Source organism: Shewanella marinintestina (genome assembly GCF_023283845.1).
GTDB lineage: Bacteria > Pseudomonadota > Gammaproteobacteria > Enterobacterales > Shewanellaceae > Shewanella > Shewanella marinintestina.
Genome location: NZ_JAKILC010000014.1, coordinates 1 through 20,165, shown reverse-complemented (window position 1 = coordinate 20,165; position 20,165 = coordinate 1). Strand labels below are relative to the sequence as shown.

Below are 20,165 nucleotides of genomic sequence, written 5' to 3'. Positions count from 1 at the left end.
GTAGTTTCATTTCCAACTGGATCCCACAAAAGGATTCTATGACATTAATGGCACAGTGGACGGTCAACAAGATGAAATAAGCATGAACGTAATTTAATTGGGTGTTATCAGCAGTTTTTACATTTTTTGTTTGTAAGTCTTTGTTCTATAAATATACAAGTCGGATTATGTGTATAAACAATACAATCGCGCAAAGCGTTTCAATATCTGGTATTCTAGCGCCTTATTAGAAGCGACTAACATTGCATATAAACATGTCCAAACAAGACTCTCTTTGGTTTAAATCTTTACGCTGGTTGCAGCGCAAATTGGTGCACACTGTTGTTGTGCCTCACGATCCATTTGACGATCTCAATCTTGATCCGAGTAAGCCACTCGCCTATGTCATGAAAACGGAGTCCGTTAGTGATATTGCGGCTTTGAGTGAAATGACTGCCAAACTCGGATTACCAAGCCCTTATGAGGACTTGGAGGTTAATGGTGTTAAAGCGCCTAGAGTTGTTTGTTTAGAGGGCAGTAAGCCACTTTTTGGCCAACGAGAAGGTGGAGAGCAATATATTGATTGCTTCAAACGTCTACTCAGCGTGCATAAACAAAATCGTGAGTTAGATATTCAGTTGGTGCCGGTAAGCCTTTATTGGGGGCGTACTCCTGGTAAAGAAGATGACACCATGCGCGCGGCAGTGCTTGAGCGCCAAAATCCAACGTGGTTACGTAAGTGCTTGATGATTTTGTTCTTAGGTCGTCATAACTTTGTCCAATTTTCTAATGCTGTCTCATTGCGTTACATGGCTGATGAACATGGTACTGATAAGCGTATCGCGCAGAAGTTAGCTCGTGTTGCGCGAGTGCATTTCCAACGTCAACGTAAAGTGATGACGGGTCCACAGTTGCCAAAGCGTCAGGCACTATTTCACTCACTGCTAAAGTCAGAATCTATTACTAAAGCGATTAAAGAAGAAGCTGCGAGCAAAAAGATTTCCGAGGCAGAAGCGCGCGCTAAAGCCATGGAATACTTGGACGAAGTCGCTGCAGATTACTCTGACAGCCTAGTGCGTATTGCCGAGCGATTCTTAACTTGGTTATGGAACAAATTATATAAAGGCATCAACATTAAAGGTGCCGAGCAAGTAAGACAGTTACACCATGACGGCCATGAAATCGTTTATGTGCCTTGTCACCGTAGCCATATGGATTACTTGTTACTGTCTTATATTCTTTATTATCAAGGCATGGTACCGCCGCATATTGCTGCGGGTATTAACCTTAACTTCTGGCCTGCAGGCCCAGCGTTCCGCCGTGGCGGTGCTTTCTTTATTCGCCGTAGTTTTGGTGGCAACAAGCTATATACCGCAGTATTCCGTGAGTATTTAGATCAGCTATTTACCAAAGGCTATTCGGTTGAGTATTTCACCGAAGGCGGGCGTTCGCGTACAGGTCGTTTATTAGCGCCAAAAACCGGTATGTTGGCTATGACATTGAACAGCGTGCTGCGTGGTGTTGAGCGCCCTGTGACTTTGGTGCCAGTGTATTTGGGCTATGACCATGTAATGGAAGTCGCGACTTACCACAAAGAGCTTAGTGGTAAGAAGAAAAAGAAAGAATCTGTGTGGCAGGTATTTGGTGCTATTCGCAAGCTAGGTAACTTCGGTCAGGGCTATGTGAACTTTGGTAAACCAATTACCCTACACAATTTCCTAAATGAACAAGCTCCAACTTGGCGTGAAGATCTTGCTCAAGATCCAGAGCAGAAACCATCTTGGTTAACCCCAGTGGTTAACACGCTTGCTAATCGAGTCATGACCAATATCAACGATGCGGCTGCGGTAAGCTCTGTCACCTTAACCAGTATGGTTCTATTGGCGTCTGAGCAAAATGCCCTAGAGCGCTCGCAGCTAGAGAAGCAGTTGGACTTGTATCTAACTATTCTGAAAGAGCAGCCTTATACGGAATATACCTCTGTACCTGAAGGCACTGGACATGATTTGGTTTCTCAAGGCTTAGAGCTTAAGAAGCTGCAAATTGAAAGCGATCCGCTTGGCGATATTATTTCTATCGATCAAAGCATCGCGATCACAATGACTTACTATCGCAATAACATTATTCATTTAATGGTACTGCCATCGTTAATTGCTGCTTGTTTATTGCGGAAAGAAAACTGCAGTCGTAATGATGTAGTGAGTATCGTTAACGACTTCTATCCACTGCTTGAAGCTGAGCTATTCATGGGGATAGAAGAACCAAGTCTATATGCGAACCAAATCTTAGATATTTTCGTCGCTCAAGGATTAGTTGTTGAAGCTGAGCACTTTGAAGTGGTTGATAGCAACATTAATCAGCTACTGCTGTTATCGGGTACGATTAGTGAAACCATGCAGCGTTATGCGATTTTGTTTAACTTACTTGAAGTTAAACCTAATATGGAACGCTCTGAGCTTGAAAAAGACAGTCATCGTCTAGCACAAAGATTAGGCGCGCTTCACGGTATTACTGCGCCAGAGTTTTATGACAAGAAGCTATACGCTACGCTGAGTGTCAAATTGAAAGAGCTAGGCTATCTAGCAGACAACGAAGGGTGCGCGGATATCAAACGTATAAAAGAGAGAGCGAACTTATTGTTACGCTCATCCGTAAGACAAACTATTGTCGATAGTGTACATGCGGAGCAAAAAGCTTAATGGCAAATCATATGAATGCAGCCAAAAATAAGGTTGCTGGTAAATCGCTATTAGGTGGAGCAATGATCATTGCTGGTACAACGGTAGGAGCGGGTATGTTCTCGCTACCTGTTGTAGGTGCTGGCATGTGGTTTGGTTATTCAATGGTAATGCTATTGGGTATTTGGTTTTGTATGTTGGTGTCGGGTTTGATGCTACTAGAAACCAATTTGCATTTTGAGCCAGGTGCTAGTTTCGATACGTTAACTAAAACCACACTTGGGCAGTTTTGGCGTATTGTAAATGGTCTATCTATCGCATTTGTACTGTATATCTTAACGTATGCTTACATCAGTGGCGGTGGCTCGATTGTAAATCACAGTCTTGCAGGCTTAGGTATTAATTTGCCTCAAAGTATTGCAGGTTTAGTGTTTGCTGGAGTGTTGGCAGCAATAGTCGTCATTAGTACTAAAGCGGTTGATAGAATTACTACTGTAATGCTCGGTGGTATGATAATCACTTTCTTCTTAGCGGTTGGTAATCTGCTGATTGATATCGATACCTCTAAGCTATTTATGCCTGATGGTGAACAAAGTTTTGCGTCATATTTGCTTGCTGCTTTACCTTTCGGTTTAGCAAGTTTCGGTTACCACGGCAACGTACCTAGCTTAGTAAAGTATTACGGTAAAGAGCCTAAGACGATTATCAAAGCGCTATTCATTGGTACTTTCATTGCGCTAGTCATTTATAGTTGCTGGTTGATGGCGACCATGGGGAACATTCCTCGTAGCCAATTTATCGATATTATCGCGCAAGGCGGTAATATGGGGGTGTTAGTTGGTGCCTTGTCTGAGGTAATGGCAAGTAGCTGGTTAAATACTATGTTGACCTTGTTTGCTAACCTAGCTGTAGCGTCATCTTTCTTAGGGGTGACCTTAGGCCTATTTGATTATTTAGCAGATCTATTTGGATTTGATGAGTCGCGTGCAGGTCGTTTAAAAACTGCAGCGGTGACTTTTATTCCGCCAACTATTCTGGGTTTGTTATTCCCAAATGGCTTCTTAATTGCTATTGGTTTTGCGGCGCTAGCGGCAACGATTTGGGCGGCAATTGTCCCCGCAATGATGGCCTATAAGTCACGTAAGATGTTTGCCGATAATGACAGTTTCAGAGTGCCAGGCGGCACACCTTTAATTGTATTGGTGATTATTTTTGGCTTGGTTACAGGTGCTTGTCACCTATTAGCAATGGCCGGTTTACTTCCTGTTTATGGCTAAGTCTTGAGCCAACATTAAGCATTAATCCAAAGCCTCTTTTAAAGAGGCTTTTTGTTTTTTAGATTAAGTCTAGCGAGGTATTGAGTCGGTGTTTGCCTACGAAAACGGGTAAAAGAGCGACTGAAGCTGTGACTGTTGCTATAACCGAGTAATTTAGATATTTCCGCAAGCTCTCGGCCTTCCAACATATACTTTATTGCTTGATTACACAGAATATAGCCTGATAGATAGGTGAAAGTGAACCCGAGTTTTTGCAGTCGCCTTTGCAGCTGTTGACGTGAAATATCAAAAAGAGCTGCCACAGTATCAACACTTGGTAAGCCGTAATAACGTGAATAATTAACCATTTCGTATAACACCTTAGGGGTGTCAGTTGGTTGTGGCATATTCAAATATTTTTCTAGTTGAGAAAGTGGGATGGCAGCTGTAAGAGGTTCAGGGGTATAAATATAATCATCTGTCGACATCAGTAAGTCATCAATATCTAACCAAATCTCGGTTTGCGGTGCATTCCATGTCACAGGGCAGCCAAATAATGTTTCAAGTGCTTGTTGGTTAATCGGTGGGCCACTAAGTCTTACTTTTTTAGGTTGGTAATGGTCGCCTACATAGTGCCTGATGGCGTTAAATAGAGTTAGTGCGACTCGCAAAGAGTCATGGGCACGAGCTTTATCTTTTACAAAAGGATTGTTATAGCACCACTTCAATAGTTTTCCAGATTGCTGCGCATAGTAACTGGCACCGGATTGAAAGCAGCAAATACCATGATTAATTCGCCTAAAAGAAATGGCTAGATCAGGGGCGCTTAAAAACCAATTTCCGGGAACCTCAAGATGACTTAAGCTGAGATGAGGACGGATCTTTAGCATAAAGTCGGCATCCCCAGTTAATACTTCAATCTGTTCAAACCAGGTTGATACTTCAGTATAAGGGATTAATGTCATTGCTTCTTGCAGCAATAAATCAGGCACGCCGAACGCTTGAGCTTTAATGCCATAATGCGCTTCGACTCCTTTTAGCACAGGCAATATATAGCAGCAGCGGATAAAGGCTGTATTGAGTAACATAAGTTTATCCCTCTAAAACATCATACCTCATTGAATCATAAGTTGATGCTATTTGATACATAAGTGTATTCAATCTTGTTGTTAACCCTAAGTAAGGCAAACTAGCTATCCAAACATTGTTTTAAGGTTGTCGTTATGAGTCTAATTAGCATGCCATTTGTCGATTCAGGTGTAGATACTGCCCTGCATGGTGTTGCTGCCGTTGTGATGGTGGTTACAGTTGCTGCTGCCGCTTTTGGTTTTTGGAAAATCCATGAAATGCCTATTAATAAAGCTCATAAAAAGCAGCATCAACAAATAGGCTTAATCACAGCGCTCACTTGGATAGGTTTTGTCTGGCATTGGGTGTGGGTGATAGCGGTAATGGTAGCTTTCGTTGATGGCGATAAAGCGCTACGCAGGATCCGAGACGTGTGGCGAGAAAAAGAGCCTGAAATAGAGTCGTCAATAACGCAAGAGGAGCAGAATAATGCTTGAGGGTTTAGCAGTTTGGGCGTTATTTATCTACCTATTACGTTTAGTCGGTATGCCTTGGAATCTATACAGTAAGGGCTTTGCTTACTTAGGAGGAACAGGATGGTTAATGTTTGTTTGGGTGGGTTTACTTAATTTCACCCCAATGGATCTTTCTGGGGGTTCTTTGGTGCAATCACCGCATATTCAACTGCGACCGGCTAACTCTCAGATCCGCGGCAAAGTTGAAAATATCTATGTTCAACCTAACCAAAAGGTTGAGGCGGGACAGTTAATCTATGATCTTGATGCTGAGCCGTACCAGATAGCGTTAAACAAAGCCTTAGTTGCGCAAGAGACGGCAAAAGTTGGATTGTCACTGGCCAATGAAGATGTAAAGCTTGCATTGAAGCAACATGAAGTGTCGATAGCGGATGTCAGTATTACTAACAACCAACTCAATGCTGCTAGCAAAGATTTAGCCTGGAAGCAGAAAACCCTCGCTCGCTACATTGAACAAAATAGAGTGGTCCCTGACACAATTACTAAGAGTCAGTTAGATGAACAGCAAACTGCTGTCGATCTCGCTCAGGCTCAAGTCAATACTTATTCGACGCAGATTGAAAAGGCGCAAATGGCAGAACATACGGCTTTGCTTAATATTGAAAAGTCTCGTCTAGCTGTAGAAAGCCGCCAATCGGATTTGTATAGTGAGCATGAGAATGTAGCACAGGCTCAATGGAACATAGATAACACCAAGATTTATGCTCCTACTGATGGCTATGTGACTAACTTTATTATGCGTGAGGGGCAGTATGTTGGTGTTGCACCACGTATGCAAATGTATACCAATGAAAAATACGTATTGATGCGAGTAAACCATCAGGCTATTCGCAACGTTAAAGTTGGTCAGCAGGCAGAGTTTGCATCAGCAGTTTATCCGGGTAAAGTGTTTAGTGCTGAGGTCGAAGGTATTGTTGAAGCCACAGGGGAATCTCAAGGACGCTTATTAGCATTGGACGATAATGTTAGGCAGACGACGGGGCAAAATCTCAATAACAAACATCACTTTGTTAGGCTGAAACTTAATGAGTCGGAAGGTTATGATATTCCTGTCGGTTCAGTTGGATTAGCGTGGGTCTCTGGTACTAAGCCAATTGAGTTTTTAGCTTTCTTAGATGTTATCCGAGGAATCGTCATTCGCATGAAATCGCAAATCTACTACTTTTACTCAATCTAAATTGTCGACCCAAGCCAATTCCTTTGTAGGCTAGGCTTGGGTTTGCCAACGTAAGTTATCAGGCAAACACACAATTCCTGCCATTATCTTTTGCTTTGTATAAGGCCTTGTCTGCCCGTTTTAAGGTGTTATCAAATGAGTTTTCACCGTGTTGCTCCGCTACACCTATTGAGATCGTAATATTTACCGTCGGATTTTGACTATCAACAACGTCTCTATCAGCTTTGCTGGTTAGTTTTCTTTTTTCATTACGCAGCACAATATCGTATTGGCTGATCTTTTTTCTTAGTTTTTCAAGGTGAGGCAAAACAACTTCAATATCTTTGTTTTCAAATACTATTGCAAATTCCTCACCACCATAGCGATACACTTTGCCGCCACCTTGGACTTTTACTAATTTTGCAGCGACCAGACGTAATACTTGGTCTCCGACATCGTGGCCATAGGTGTCATTGAAATGCTTAAAGTGGTCGATATCTACCATCGCGAGGCTGTAATGTTTGTTGAGCGACAGTGCTACAGTATTAAGCGCTCGCCGTGAAGATAAACCGGTTAATTCATCCCGATAAGCTAAGTGATAGGACTTGGCTAAAATAGAATAGATATAGGCTATACCTATTAGGGTGAATAACACTGAGATTGGCAGTTGATCAGGCATGTAGTAACCAAATAACCAAATAAATAGGGTTATGGCAATTGTTGAGTCTGTGCCTGTGGAGCGCCATACCGAGAAGATACATACCACAATACAAGCGACTCCAATCGGTACATATAAAGAAAGCAGCAAGCTAAGTGAGTCGGATATCTTTTTCGGAGGCAAACTCGCTAGTAGGTTAATCGCTACATGCCAGCCCCAAGCCAGTAGGGCGCATAAAATCATGCCAATTATTATTTTGAAAAAGTGCATTGAAAACAAGGAACGATCTTTACTTATCGCTAAAAACGCAATGATAAAAGTGCCAATAAGAAAAGCTTGCTCGTCGCTAAATATAACTAAATCGTCAGCTATAAAAGCACCCTGCTTTAAACTGTAAAAAATCAGCAGAAATAGCGAGAGATAGGTAATGCGGGCACTGTTAAATTGCAGCGCAAGTAAGGCGGAAACACCAAATAAGTAATAGGGGAGTTGTTCTATTTTAGGTAACCAATTTTGCCAAGTGAGTGCGAGTTGTTGTATGCCAACAATACAAAGAAAAACAATAATAATCGGCGCAAAGAGGTAGTGCAGGCTGCGTGTTAATACTGGCACTCTGAATCGTCCATGATGACGGCTGGTACTAGATTATAGTTCATTCTCAGATGCGTGTTTTAACGGCGACTGGCGTAGGATATTGGACAGGCCAGCAATCAGGGTCTTAACTCAAAGGATTGTCTCATTAAGGATAAACGTAATGAAAGTGGACCAATATTTTCAAGGTCAGCCCTGTTGGGCGGAGCTTGCTTCGCTAAAGATCGATAGTAGTAAGCATTTTTATAGTAAGTTATTTGGCTGGAACATTGTCGATCTGCCGATCCCTGAAGGGAGCTATAGCATGTTGACCATCGAGGATGATGATATAGGTGCCATGTATCAACTTCCTGATGAGATGGTTGAAAATGGTGAAACGACCCAATGGACCATTTACTTTGCGGTGGAGAATTTAGATTCGTCTTTAGTTGATGTCACTGGTTCTGGTGGCACAGTGATTGTCGGCCCTCATGATGTCGGTGAGGCTGGGCGTATGGCGGTGATAAAAGATTCAGAAGGCGCAAGGTTTGCACTATGGCAGGCCAAGAATCATATTGGCGCTAAACGGGCAGGCGAAAATCATACTTTATGCTGGGTTGAGTTAGCTTGCCGTGATACTGAACAAGCGAAACAGTTTTACCCCCATGTGCTGGGTTGGGGCACAAGAGTCAGTAATATGGAAGGGATGGAATATACTGAGTGGCAAGTCGGTGCTCAGGATGTGGGTGGCATGATGGCGATGACTGAGGAGTGGGGCGATATGCCTGCTCACTGGATGTTGTATTTCACCGTGGAAAGCTGTGATGACAAGGCTGCACAGGTTGAGCAACTAGGCGGTAAAGTGTGTGTGCCGCCAACGGATATAGCCAATGTGGGTCGCTTCGCGGTGATTAACGATCCTGATGGTGGCTTCTTTTCTATAATTGAGTTACGCATGGGCGTTTAATAGCAATCAGTATAAGAAATTGATCTGCTCAGAGCGTTTTTGGCAAACTAATTCAAGCCGAATGACGTAAAGATAGAGCTAAAGAAAAGGGTAGCAAGCTTGCTACCCTTTTTATTGATGGTCATGAGTTTATTGCTCTAGCAAAATTACTTTTTATTAAAGCCGCGACCATAAATAAGTAAGTAAATTGCTGGAATTACAAATAGCGACAGCAGCGGTGCAGTGACCATACCGCCGACCATAGGTGCGGCAATCTTTTGCATCACTTCATTACCGGTACCGCTACCCCACATAATCGGCAGTAGACCAAAGAAGATGGTCGCCACTGTCATCGCTTTAGGGCGAATACGCATAACCGCGCCGTGAATAAGTGCTTCACTTAAATCGTTGCGTTCATTGTACTGACCGGCGGCTTGGCGATCTTTAATGCTGTTATTGAGGTATACCTGCATCACCACACCAAACTCTGCCGCGACTCCAGCTAGCGCAATCATGCCGACTGAAACGGCGACTGAAAAGTTGAAATCTAACAAGTACAACAGCCAAGCACTACCTACGAGCGAAAACGGTAGACTTAACATGATCACTGACGCCTGAATAAATGAGCTAAAGGTCATCATGAGTAGCATAAAAATCACCGCCAACATCAATGGCACGACTAACTTCATTTTGGCTTCAACCCGCTGCATATACTCATATTGCCCTGCAAAGGTATAGCTGTAGCGGGCAGGCAAGGTTATTTGCTCGTCCAGTGCCGCTCTTGCAGTTTCTATGTATTCACCAATTGAGATATTTTTTAAATCGACAAATACCCAACTGATTAGGCGGCCGTTTTCACTGGCAAGCATTGGCGCCCCATCACTAATGGTGATGCTAGCTAAGTTGCCTAACGGTAGGTATTTGCCGGTTTTAGTCAGTACTGGTAAATCTTCCAGCTTTTCAATACTGTCACGTAACTCTCGCGGATAACGAATATTAATCGGGTAGCGTTCTTGCCCCTGAATCGATTGTCCTACTTGCATACCGCCAATGGCCATTTGCACCACATCTTGAATGTCCTTTAAGGTCATACCGTAACGGGCGGCATTTTTAAGGTTAGGCTCAATATCAATATAGCGGCCACCACTGGTGCGCTGGGCAAAGGCCGATTCGGTGCCGGGGATCTTACTGACCACAGCTTCGATTTCGGTACCTATGCGTTGTAACTCTGCAATATCAGCACCGGATATTTTGATGCCAACCGGAGTTCTCACGCCAGTAGAAAGCATATCGATACGGGTTTTGATTGGTTGCACCCAAGCATTGGTCATGCCCGGTACTTTTACGGTTTTCTGTAGCTCTGCAATAATGCCTTCCAAGGTCATACCTTCACGCCAAGTTTCTCTTGGGTTAAGCATAATCGTGGTTTCCAACATGGTTAGCGGCGCAGGATCGGTTGCTGTCATTGCGCGGCCAACTTTACCGAATACCTGTTTTACTTCCGGTACCGTTTTGATCAGCCTATCGGTTTGCTGCAAGATCTCAGCGGCTTTACCTGCACTGACGCTAGGTAAAGTCGTTGGCATATAGAGCAAGTCGCCTTCTTCAAGCTCAGGCATAAACTCGCTACCCATCTTGGTCATTGGGTACACCGCACTTGCCAAGGTCACAATGGCTAACAAGATGGTGACTTTCGGAAAGCGCAGTACTAAGCGCAACGTCGGCTCATAAATCGCAATTAAAAAACGGCTAATTGGGTTTTTACGCTCATCGGGAATTTTACCGCGAACAAAGTAACCCAGTAGTACCGGAATTAATGTGATAGCGAGAATCGCACTGGCTGCCATAGCAAAGGTCTTGGTGTACGCCAAAGGATGGAATAAGCGGCCTTCTTGCGCTTCTAAAGCAAATACAGGCACAAAGCTTAAGGTAATGATCAGCAGACTGAAAAACAGTGCTGGCCCTACCTCAACCGAGGCTTTGCGTACTAGCTCCCAATGCGCTTCTCCTGTAGGTGTTTCGCCATTGTGCTGCTCACGATAATGCTCTAGATGTTTATGGGTGTTTTCTACCATCACAATGGCGGCGTCTACCACTGCGCCGATCGCAATTGCAATCCCCCCTAGGCTCATAATATTGGCGTTGACGCCAATAAGGTTCATTACGATAAAGCTGATTAATATCGAGATTGGCAGCGAGATAATTGCCACCATGGTTGAGCGTGCATGCAGTAAGAAGATCAAACAGATCACACCAACAACCAGCATTTCTTCTAGCACTTTGTGGGTAAGGTTATCGACCGAGTTAAGAATAAGCTCAGAGCGATCGTAAGTGATCACTAGCTCTACGCCATCGGGCAGACCGTTCTCTACCTCTTTGAGTTTGTCTTTGACATTGTTAATGGTCGCAAGGGCGTTTTCACCGTAACGCATCACTACAATGCCTCCAACCACTTCGCCTTCACCATTTAACTCGGCAATGCCGCGGCGTGCCGCTGGACCTGTGCGCAGCTGCGCCACATCTTTCATTAATACTGGCGTGCCAGATTCAGACACAATACCCAGTGGGATCTCTTCAAAGTCAGCCAAGGTTTGACGATAACCACTGGAGGTTATCATATACTCTGCTTCTGCCATCTCAATTACAGAGCCACCGGTTGAGCTATTTGAATTATCTAGGGCATTTTTTACCGTCATCAAATCAATTTGATACAAAGCCAACTTATGTGGGTCGACGATGATTTGATACGACTGCTCCATGCCGCCAATGGTCGCCACTTCTGACACGCCCGATACGCTTTGTAGCTCAAGCTTGAGGAACCAATCTTGTAATGAGCGCAATTGGGCTAGGTCATGTTGGCCTTTGCGGTCGACCAAAGCATATTGGAACACCCAGCCGACACCGGAGGCGTCAGGCCCAAGAGTGGGGGTGACGTTATCTGGTAGCTGGCCTTGAGTTTGCGACAAATACTCAAGTACCCGCGAGCGAGCCCAATAGATGTCAGTGCCGTCTTCAAAAATGATGTAGACGTATGAGTCACCAAACATTGAAAAACCACGTACGGTTTTAGCACCCGGTACCGCGAGCATAGCAGTCGATAACGGGTAGGTTATCTGATCTTCCACTAACTGCGGCGCTTGTCCTGGGTAGGAGGTTTTTACAATTACTTGCACGTCAGATAAGTCTGGCAGTGCATCAAGTGGTGTCATGCGCATCGCTTGATAGCCAATTAAGGCTATCACTGCAGTCAGCACTAACACCATCGCCCGCTGTTTAATCGAGGCGCTAATAATTCTTTCTAACATAATCAGCCTCCCGATTAATGATGTGCGTGCGGATCACTAGCGGCGTCGCCACTATTATCGTCAGTGCTATTACTACCGCTTAAGCGCTGTAAGCTGCCTTGAATGCTGGCTTCAGAGTCGAGTAAGAACTGTCCCGACACAATCACCTTATCACCTGCTTGTAAGCCTTCAATGATTTCAGCTTTACCTTGGGCAATCATGCCGACTTTTACAGGTACAGAGGCAAAACGGTTATCATCGCGCTGCACGACCACGCGATTTTCCCGTCCGGTAAGGATCAGTGCTTCGGTAGGAACAGACAGCACTTCGCGCTTAGGACCACCAAACAGTTTTACATCAACTAAGGTGCCGGGTTTCAGGAGCTTTTTCGGATTGTCGAGTTTGATGCGTACACGCATCGCGCGCGAGACGGGGTCAAGTTCTGGGTAGATATAATCAATCGTCGATTCAAGGTCAAACAAGCCTTGCGCGGCAGAGGTAACCTCTACAGGGCGCCCTTGTTCAAGCCAGCTTTGCTCATTTTCAAACACATCAGCAATGATCCACACACTACTTAGATCAACGATTTCAAATAGTGTATCGCCAGGCTGAACATACATGCCGTGACGGACTGTAAGCTTACTGATAAAGCCATCTTGCTCGGCATAAAACGGCACGCGATAGATGGTATTACCTGTACGCTCTAGCTGTTTAATGCTTGCGGAGCTGACCCCTAATAGCTCAAGACGTAGACGAGCCTTACGCAATAAACCTTGGCCACGGCTCTTGTCTTGCTTGAGGTAGTCAACCGCTTGCATATAGTCATCTTGGGCATTGATAAGTTCTGGAGAATAAAGCTCGTAGAGCAGCTGGCCTTTTTTAACCCGCTGTCCAACGTTATGCACCATTAAGGTTTCAATCCAGCCGTTGACTCGAGTATGGCTGTGACCGATGGCGTTTTCGTTATACTCCACGGTGCCGATGGTTTTCACCAACTTCCATAGCGTACCTTCAGTGACTTGCTCACTGCGCATGCCGAGTGCTTGCTGCATACCGCCTGATACGCCGACTACCACTTCTTCACCAATTCCGCCGACAGTGACTTTTTCCAAATCCATGCCACAGATTGGGCATGAGCCTGGTACGTCTGACACCACATGGGGATGCATCGGACATACGTATTTTATATTGCCGTCGTTGTTACTCTGCGGAGAGGGAACAAGCGTTGGTTTAGGCTGACTTAATAGCTTGTCCGCTTGAGATTGTTCAGAGGCATGTTGATGAACGTTCTGCTCGTCGACTTGACTCTCTTCTTCCTCTTCTTTAACGAGGAACATTTTGCACTCAGGGCAACGTCCAGGCTCGTGGCTGGTGACCTCTGGGTGCATCGGGCAGTAATAGTTTTCTACTGTCGCGCTTGTAGATGTTTTTTCAGTTTGTTCATCGGTGACTTCATCTTTAACGAGGAACATTTTGCACTCAGGACAGCGACCCGGCTCATGGCTGGTGACTTCTGGGTGCATCGGGCAGTAATAGTTTTCTACTGTCGCGATTGTAGATGTTTTTTCAGTTTGTTCATCGGTGACTTCATCTTTAACGAGGAACATTTTGCACTCAGGGCAGCGCCCCGGCTCGTGGCTGGTGACCTCTGGATGCATTGGGCAATAATACTCAGCTCCATCTTTATTGGACTCATGCTGGTGGGCCTGAGCGTGCTGATGTGCTGTTTCTGCCGCTTGGCTAAATGCCTGTTGCGGCGTAGCCACAAGCATAAAACTGAAGGCGCAGATCAGCGGTATTGCCGCCTTGTTTGACTTTAGTGAACTCATAATGCCTTATCTCCACCCTAAATATTAGTGATGCTGATGACCAGATTTAGTCGCTGTATCGCCGGTTGCGATTGGCTCTAAGTCCATTCCGCATTTAGGGCAGCTATCGCCTGCTTGACCTGTAATAGCTGGGTTCATTGGGCAGGCATGGGTATGCTTGCTCATATGTTTGTGGTGTTTTTTAGCTTTATTAGGGCACGACTCTTTGTTTGGGCAAGAGTCACAGTTTTTAGCGTTGTCAGCCTTAGCAATAGGTTCTAAATCCATGCCACATTTAGGGCAGCTGTCGCCAGCTTGCCCTGTAATAGCTGGGTTCATAGGACAAGCATGGGTGTGCTTGTTCATATGTTTGTGGTGCTTTCCAGCTTTATTAGGGCATGACTCTTTATTTGGGCAAGAGTCACAGTCGTTTGTATGAGTTTTAGAAGCTGTTTGTGTTGCTTCTAAATCCATACCGCATTTAGGACAAGAATCATCTTTGCTACCTGTCACTTCAGGGTGCATTGGACAGGCGTAGTCTTGATGCTGGGCAGCGTGCTGGCCTTTATGTGCACCATGATGGTGTTCATTGGCTGACGCTGTTGGTGCCCAAGACAAAATTAACAAGGCAGATAAGGCTAAACTTAAAAGGGTTTTCATAACTCAACTCCATCAAAGAGATGGCCGGATGACTGCGCTTAACATAAGCAACAGAACAATTAACGGCATAAATAATTGCTGATTAAGATTAATATCGATTTTTAGGTGCGAATGATATTCGCCAGAAACTTAGAGTCTCTGTTAAGCGATTGGAGGTCTTAAATCTTGTGGCAATGAAATAGAGTGGAAATGAGGCATTGGAGTGGCCATTACAATTTCGGAAGTGCTAAACCCAGGCCAAGGTGATGCACTTAACAGGCTACCTGTTACAGAAATTACCAAGCAATGGCTGCAGTCGCTCTGGCATGATCCATTGCCATTGCAGCAAGGTTGGTCGCTGCCGGGAAGCATTTGCGTTTGCGTTTCAACTTCGCAGCAATGAGCGTCTTCATCCATTTGCATAGGGTGACAATCTGTTCCGTCTTGCATGCTCATCATTGGCATATCATCAGCCATAGCATTGGGTACCATCAGCGACCCATTAGAAAGCACTAGCTGACTCAACAATGCGAGTAGCGTAAAGGCTAATAATGTATGGCGACGGATTATGCTAAGCATGATGTTTCCAAATAATAAACTGTGCTAAGTCTACCATAGGAATTAAGCGGCACATTGATTAACTTCACAATTTTGTTGGCTCAATGTGCCATTCCTATTTAAGAATAGATAAATATCTTACTGTTTTGATAACAATAATTTGGTCATCAATTGGCCATGGGTCATAAGGCTAATGTGTTGCTCTCCGCCCATATTATCTGTGAGTTTGATCATTGGGTTATCGATAAACTGATAGGCATCCTCTTCAGACTGAATACTTGGTGTAATTGCTTTGTAATTGGCGGCAGTATCAAAGTCTACATATAGATAGAGTGGCTCTGAACGTACCCAATTTGAATCTTCTGCGTTGCTTTCAAATAAGTCTCTATATTGCACTTCGATAAGGTTTTGTCCGTCGTTTAGTTCTAAATAGCGGCTATCAACCTTGCTGAGTCCGTTAACGGCTAAGACTTCAATTGATTCAGGGAATGACACTGATGCCGCTGAAGAGATAAAGCTAGCAAGTGATAATGCGATTACGCTAATAAACTTTTTCATAATAAACTCCAAAACTTTTGTTAAATCATCACCAACGATACTGATGAATAAAACGCACGGTATCGTTAGCGCCGGCTATTGTTTGTTTCAATAGCAAAGGCTCAACTTTGTTTTTTATAAAGCATGTTGATTAAGTACAGGTCTTAATCAGCTGATGATGTAAAGCTTACAGAGGGATTGGAGGGGGATTAGTCGATGCTAACTCGACAGTTTGTAGAGACCAAAAACGGGTTTGGATACTAGCTAAAGAGCTAGGCTCGTTAAATGCGAGTAAATGTTGCTCTATTATCCCTGGTGCGGAGGCACCATGGGATGCACAATTTTCAGCGCCTAGAATATCGCAAAGTGCTTCACAGTCAATTTTCGGCAACGTTAAGTTGACGGTATTAGATGCGCAATTCATTGCATCATCACCTTGAAGCTCTGCGGCTAAGGAACTGTCATTAAAAGGCGTAGTAGCAGATAGATGGTTTGGCGCGGCAGTTACACCTGTCATTGAGTTAACAGCCATTGCTTGCTGATGCAGTGCGTGTGAGCTTGCATGCAAAAATTTAGGCATAGCCATCGCTGGAGATAACACAAATTGTGCTACTAAAGTGATGAAAAATGCTAAATATGCAATTTGCTTACGCATCTTTGGCCTTTTAGTTATTGAATCAAGTCGATGTAAATATAAAGACCTATGTTTTGTTGGAAAAGTTTCAAAAATCAGAAATTTTTTGATTTCAACTGTGTGCTGTACCTCACTTTTACATCTAAAAGAATTTCAAAGGATTTGCTTTAAAACACTCTAATATCAAGCTTCTAGGTTATTAACCTTGCGATAATCAAGGCTTTAGAGTAGCTTTAGTGAAAGTGCATATAAAGTGAGCGGAATTAGACTCGGATGAGAGAGTTAGAGCCATGTCTCATTTTGCACTTTTAGTTCCAGATCAATGAGTAGAATCTAGTTTATAATGGATCACATAAATTAAAGGTGAAGATTAATTTCATCGTTAGAAAAAATTAAATACTTGGAGAAGAGTGATGAACTGGCGAGCACTATTTAAACCCAGCGCAAAATATTCGATTCTGGCATTGTTAGTCGTCGGTATCGTTGTCGGTGTTGTTGGCTACTTTGCTACACAACAAACTTTACATGCAACAAGTACAGATGAGTTCTGTATGAGCTGTCATAGCAACCACTCATTGAAAGATGAAGTGTTAGCTTCTGCTCACGGCGGCGGTAGTGCTGGTATCGTGGTTCAATGTCAAGATTGTCACCTTCCACACAACCCTGTTAAGTACCTAGTTAAGAAGATCATCGTATCTAAAGATCTATACGGTTACCTAACAATTGACGGCTTTAATACTCAAGAGTGGTTGGATGAGAACCGCAAAGAGCAAGCTGATCTAGCGCTTAAGTACTTCAAAGGCAATGACTCAGCTAACTGTCAGCACTGTCACTCTCGCATCTACGAGAATCAGCCTGAAACTATGAAGAAGATGGCGAAAAGAATGCACGCTAACAACTTCAAGAAAGAAGAAGACAAGCGTAAGACTTGTGTAGACTGTCACAAAGGCGTTGCTCACGTTTATCCAAAAGGATAAGTCTCAGGCTAAAGCCTAGAGTGTCGTAGCGACCCAGACCTAACGTCTGCAAGTCAAAATACTAAAAGCCCCTTTATTGGGGCTTTTTTGTTTTTTAGCTTCGGAAAGTAAAAGAAGGTCCTAGGAAAGGCTGAGAAAGGTTCTAGGGAAAGCTAAGGCGGGAGAGCAAAGAAGAACGGCCTGCGGCCTAGGGAACGTGACTGCGTCACTGACGGAACGCTGCGCTTACGGAAAAAGCTAAGAGACAGAAAAGATGGTGCTTTTGGCTTTTGCTGTTCCTAGCAGGGCGTAGCCCGTCCTCGCAGCGTAGCGTCCTAGGATCTAGGTCCTTCTTTTAGAGCTAAGACGAACGGCCTGCGGCCTAGAGAACGTGACTGCGTCACTTACGGAACGCTGCGCTTACCGAAAAAAGCTAAAACGTAAAAGCCTTTTTTGCTGTAGGTTGGGCTTTAGCCTGTAAGTCTTTTGATTTTCCTAGCAGGGCGTAGCCCATCCTCGCAGCGCAGCGTCCTAGGATCTAGACTCTGAAAAAAGCACAAAATAAAAGGCAAAACAGCGGATACTGTTTTGCCTTTGTGGTCTTGGCTTGTCCGGCTATTAACTGTTTTGAGCCTGATTATCCATAACCTGTTTGCGATACTGCAATAGGCTAAATACACCAAATAAGAACACCTGCAAATAATCGCTCTTCTTCAGTTCGAGCAATTTGCTAAATAGGCTGTGAAAAATAAAAGTCTGAAAGCAATGCATAAAGATTGTCATGGCAAACAAGATATTCAGTACGACTGCAACGCTGCCATCAAAAGGCACTACTAAGTTATAAAGCATCATTAACCAAGCAAATCCAGTGACAACTTTTCCTAAAACTAGCATGGCTTTCATTTAACTCATTTCCTCTGAATCACTGTTAGTTTCTGCCTCGGAGCTTTCTTCAGCAGTATATTGATATAAACGATAGATCACTTGGCCGGCTTTTTTCTCTTTTATTAATGCCCAGCTAGCGGGTACGTTGAGCACTGCTATTTCACTTTCAGTTTCTACATAGATAAGCGCATCATCGTTTAGCCATTGGTGTTTATCGATAAGTGCGATACTTTTCTCGGCGAGTGACTTTCTAAACGGTGGATCGATAAAAGCAATGTCAAAACCTTCGTTTGGCGTATTAGCCAGTAAGGCAAGGCTATCGCCTTTTATCACATCTGCATTTTCGCACTTAAGGGTGGCTAAGTTAGCAACGAGTTGTTTAGCCGCTTGTGTTTGTAGTTCGAAAATCTTGGCATAGCTCGCATACCGAGATAGTGACTCTAGGCTTAATGCACCACTTCCTGCAAAGCAATCTAGAACGCGAGAACCACGTACATCATTGGCAATCCAGTTAAATAAGGTTTCGCGTACACGATCTGTTGTTGGGCGTAAGCCCTCAAGATCATGGATCGGCAATTTTCGCGATCGCCACTGGCCTGAAATTATCCTAACTTGACCGCTAGAAGGTCTTTTTTTGACCATGATATCCTCGTGATTTTGCCTGATGAAAGAAAGTGGTAGACTATGCCGTCTGAAATAAGGCCGTTATTTTATATCAAAGCATAGCTAAAAGGTAAAAAGCAGTAAGCGGAATCTTTTAGAATCGCTTTTTTGCTGTTTTTGTCAGCGAAATTTGACCATAATTTTGATATAACGTCTTCCACCCTAATGCATTTATGTACAGCTATTTGAGCACCGGTATAACACATGGCAAAGAAAGGTTTTTTTTCCTGGTTCCGCAAGGACAAGTCTAAAGAAGAAGCGGAAGCTGCTGAAGCGGCAAAATTAGCAGCAGAACAGCAGGAGCAGGAACAGCTCGCAGCTGAAAAAGCAGCCGAAGAAGCACGTATTGAAACTGAACGTCTTGAATCTGAAAGAGCTGCTGCAGAACAAGCCGCGGAAGCTGCTCGAATCGAGGCTACACGCATTGAAGCTGAGTGTCTTGAATCAGAAAGAGTTGCCGCCGAACAGGTTGAAGCGCAAAGAGTTGCTGCAGAGCAAGCTGCTGAAGCAGCTCGAATCGAGGCTACTCGTATTGAAGCTGAGCGTCTTGAATCAGAACGCGTTGCCGCCGAACAGGTTGAAGCGCAAAGAATTGCTGCAGAGCAAGCTGCTGAAGCTGCTCGAATCGAGGCTGCTCGCCTTGAAGTTGAGCGTCTTGAATCAGAAAGAGTTGCCGCTGAACAGGTTGAAGCGCAAAGAGTTGCAGCAGAAAAAGCAGCTGAAGCAGCTCGCCTTGAAGTTGAGCGTCTTGAATCTGAAAAAGTTGCCGCCGAACAAGTTGAGGCGCAAAGAGTTGCTGCAGAGCAAGCGGCTGAAGCTGAGCGTATCGAGACTGCTCGTATTGAAGCTGTGCAAGCTCAAGTTCAAAGAGCTGCCGCTGAGCAAGCTGAAGCGCAAAGAGTTGCAGCAGAACAAGCAGCTGAAACTGAAGCCCGAATTTTAGCAGAGCAAGCTGAGAGTATCAGAGTTGCTGCTGAGCAGGCTGAAGCTGAGCGTATCGAGGCCGCTCGTATTGAAGCTGAGCGCCTTGAGTCTGAAAGAGTTGCCGCTGAGCAAGCTGAAGCGCAAAGAATCGCAGCAGAGCAAGCGGCGGAAGCTGCTCGCATCGAGGCTGCTCGTCTTGAAGCTGAGCGTCTTGAATTAGAAAGAGTTGCCGCTGAGCAAGCTGAAGCGCAAAGAATCGCAGCAGAGCAAGCGGCGGAAGCTGCTCGCATCGAGGCTGCTCGTCTTGAAGCTGAGCGTGTTGAATTAGAAAGAGTTGCCGCTGAGCAAGCTGAAGCGCAAAGAATCGCAGCAGAGCAAGCGGCGGAAGCTGCTCGCATCGAGGCTGCTCGTCTTGAAGCTGAGCGTGTTG

16 protein-coding genes and 1 pseudogene are annotated in these 20,165 nt (G+C 44.4%); 7 read left to right on the top strand and 10 right to left on the bottom strand.

Annotated features, from left to right (window positions below):
- Positions 1-254: 254 nt before the first annotated feature.
- A complete protein-coding gene (plsB, locus tag L2747_RS14795; RefSeq protein ID WP_248999786.1) occupies positions 255-2,678 on the top strand; it encodes a glycerol-3-phosphate 1-O-acyltransferase PlsB in 2,424 nt (807 codons plus the stop codon).
- Positions 2,678-3,934 (top strand): tryptophan permease, encoded by a 1,257-nt coding sequence (gene mtr / locus L2747_RS14790; protein ID WP_248999785.1) that lies wholly within the window; start codon positions 2,678-2,680, stop codon positions 3,932-3,934. Before plsB ends, mtr begins: the two co-directional genes overlap by 1 nt.
- A gap of 38 nt (positions 3,935-3,972) precedes the next feature.
- Here mtr and L2747_RS14785 read toward each other — a convergent pair whose 3' ends face one another.
- Positions 3,973-5,001 carry an AraC family transcriptional regulator gene (locus L2747_RS14785; RefSeq protein WP_248999784.1) on the bottom strand — a complete coding sequence of 343 codons (1,029 nt, stop codon included), beginning with the start codon at positions 4,999-5,001 and terminating at the stop codon, positions 3,973-3,975.
- 135 nt (positions 5,002-5,136) lie between these two features.
- On the opposite strand from L2747_RS14785, the gene L2747_RS14780 reads away from it, so the two are divergent.
- Positions 5,137-5,478, top strand: a complete 342-nt coding sequence (locus L2747_RS14780) for an MFS transporter (RefSeq protein WP_248999783.1) — start codon at positions 5,137-5,139, stop codon at positions 5,476-5,478.
- A complete protein-coding gene (locus L2747_RS14775; RefSeq protein ID WP_248999782.1) occupies positions 5,471-6,694 on the top strand; it encodes an HlyD family secretion protein in 1,224 nt (407 codons plus the stop codon). Before L2747_RS14780 ends, L2747_RS14775 begins: the two co-directional genes overlap by 8 nt.
- A 58-nt stretch (positions 6,695-6,752) precedes the next feature.
- On the opposite strand, the gene L2747_RS14770 is transcribed toward L2747_RS14775, so the two are convergent.
- On the bottom strand, positions 6,753-7,943 hold the full coding sequence (locus tag L2747_RS14770) for a GGDEF domain-containing protein (protein ID WP_248999781.1): 1,191 nt from the start codon (positions 7,941-7,943) through the stop codon (positions 6,753-6,755).
- A gap of 142 nt (positions 7,944-8,085) precedes the next feature.
- On the opposite strand from L2747_RS14770, the gene L2747_RS14765 reads away from it, so the two are divergent.
- Positions 8,086-8,868 carry a VOC family protein gene (locus L2747_RS14765; protein ID WP_248999780.1) on the top strand — a complete coding sequence of 261 codons (783 nt, stop codon included), beginning with the start codon at positions 8,086-8,088 and terminating at the stop codon, positions 8,866-8,868.
- Positions 8,869-9,014: 146 nt separating this feature from the next.
- On the opposite strand, the gene L2747_RS14760 is transcribed toward L2747_RS14765, so the two are convergent.
- From L2747_RS14760 to L2747_RS14735, 6 genes are all read right to left on the bottom strand, one after another.
- Entirely contained in the window at positions 9,015-12,152 is a 3,138-nt protein-coding gene (locus L2747_RS14760) for an efflux RND transporter permease subunit (protein WP_248999779.1), read from the bottom strand.
- 14 nt (positions 12,153-12,166) lie between these two features.
- Entirely contained in the window at positions 12,167-13,960 is a 1,794-nt protein-coding gene (locus L2747_RS14755; protein WP_248999778.1) for an efflux RND transporter periplasmic adaptor subunit, read from the bottom strand.
- A gap of 24 nt (positions 13,961-13,984) precedes the next feature.
- Entirely contained in the window at positions 13,985-14,599 is a 615-nt protein-coding gene (locus tag L2747_RS14750) for a heavy metal-binding domain-containing protein (RefSeq protein ID WP_248999777.1), read from the bottom strand.
- Positions 14,600-14,740: 141 nt separating this feature from the next.
- On the bottom strand, positions 14,741-15,157 hold the full coding sequence (locus L2747_RS14745; RefSeq protein WP_248999776.1) for a hypothetical protein: 417 nt from the start codon (positions 15,155-15,157) through the stop codon (positions 14,741-14,743).
- 117 nt (positions 15,158-15,274) lie between these two features.
- Complete coding sequence (locus L2747_RS14740; protein ID WP_248999775.1) at positions 15,275-15,694, bottom strand: DUF2057 family protein; 420 nt, start codon at positions 15,692-15,694, stop codon at positions 15,275-15,277.
- 166 nt (positions 15,695-15,860) lie between these two features.
- Positions 15,861-16,328, bottom strand: a complete 468-nt coding sequence (locus L2747_RS14735; RefSeq protein WP_248999774.1) for a hypothetical protein — start codon at positions 16,326-16,328, stop codon at positions 15,861-15,863.
- A gap of 392 nt (positions 16,329-16,720) precedes the next feature.
- Between L2747_RS14735 and L2747_RS14730 the strand changes: the two genes are divergently transcribed.
- Positions 16,721-17,284 carry a NapC/NirT family cytochrome c gene (locus tag L2747_RS14730; RefSeq protein ID WP_248472219.1) on the top strand — a complete coding sequence of 188 codons (564 nt, stop codon included), beginning with the start codon at positions 16,721-16,723 and terminating at the stop codon, positions 17,282-17,284.
- A 597-nt stretch (positions 17,285-17,881) separates the two neighbouring features.
- Here the strand turns inward: L2747_RS14730 and L2747_RS14725 are convergent.
- Both L2747_RS14725 and rsmD read right to left on the bottom strand, forming a co-directional pair.
- Positions 17,882-18,166, bottom strand: coding sequence for a DUF1145 domain-containing protein (locus tag L2747_RS14725; RefSeq protein ID WP_248999773.1), 285 nt, complete (start codon positions 18,164-18,166; stop codon positions 17,882-17,884).
- Positions 18,167-18,790, bottom strand: coding sequence for a 16S rRNA (guanine(966)-N(2))-methyltransferase RsmD (gene rsmD, locus L2747_RS14720; RefSeq protein WP_248999772.1), 624 nt, complete (start codon positions 18,788-18,790; stop codon positions 18,167-18,169).
- A gap of 225 nt (positions 18,791-19,015) precedes the next feature.
- Here rsmD and L2747_RS14715 point away from each other — a divergent pair.
- Positions 19,016-20,165: pseudogene (locus L2747_RS14715) on the top strand (hypothetical protein); the annotation flags it as partial.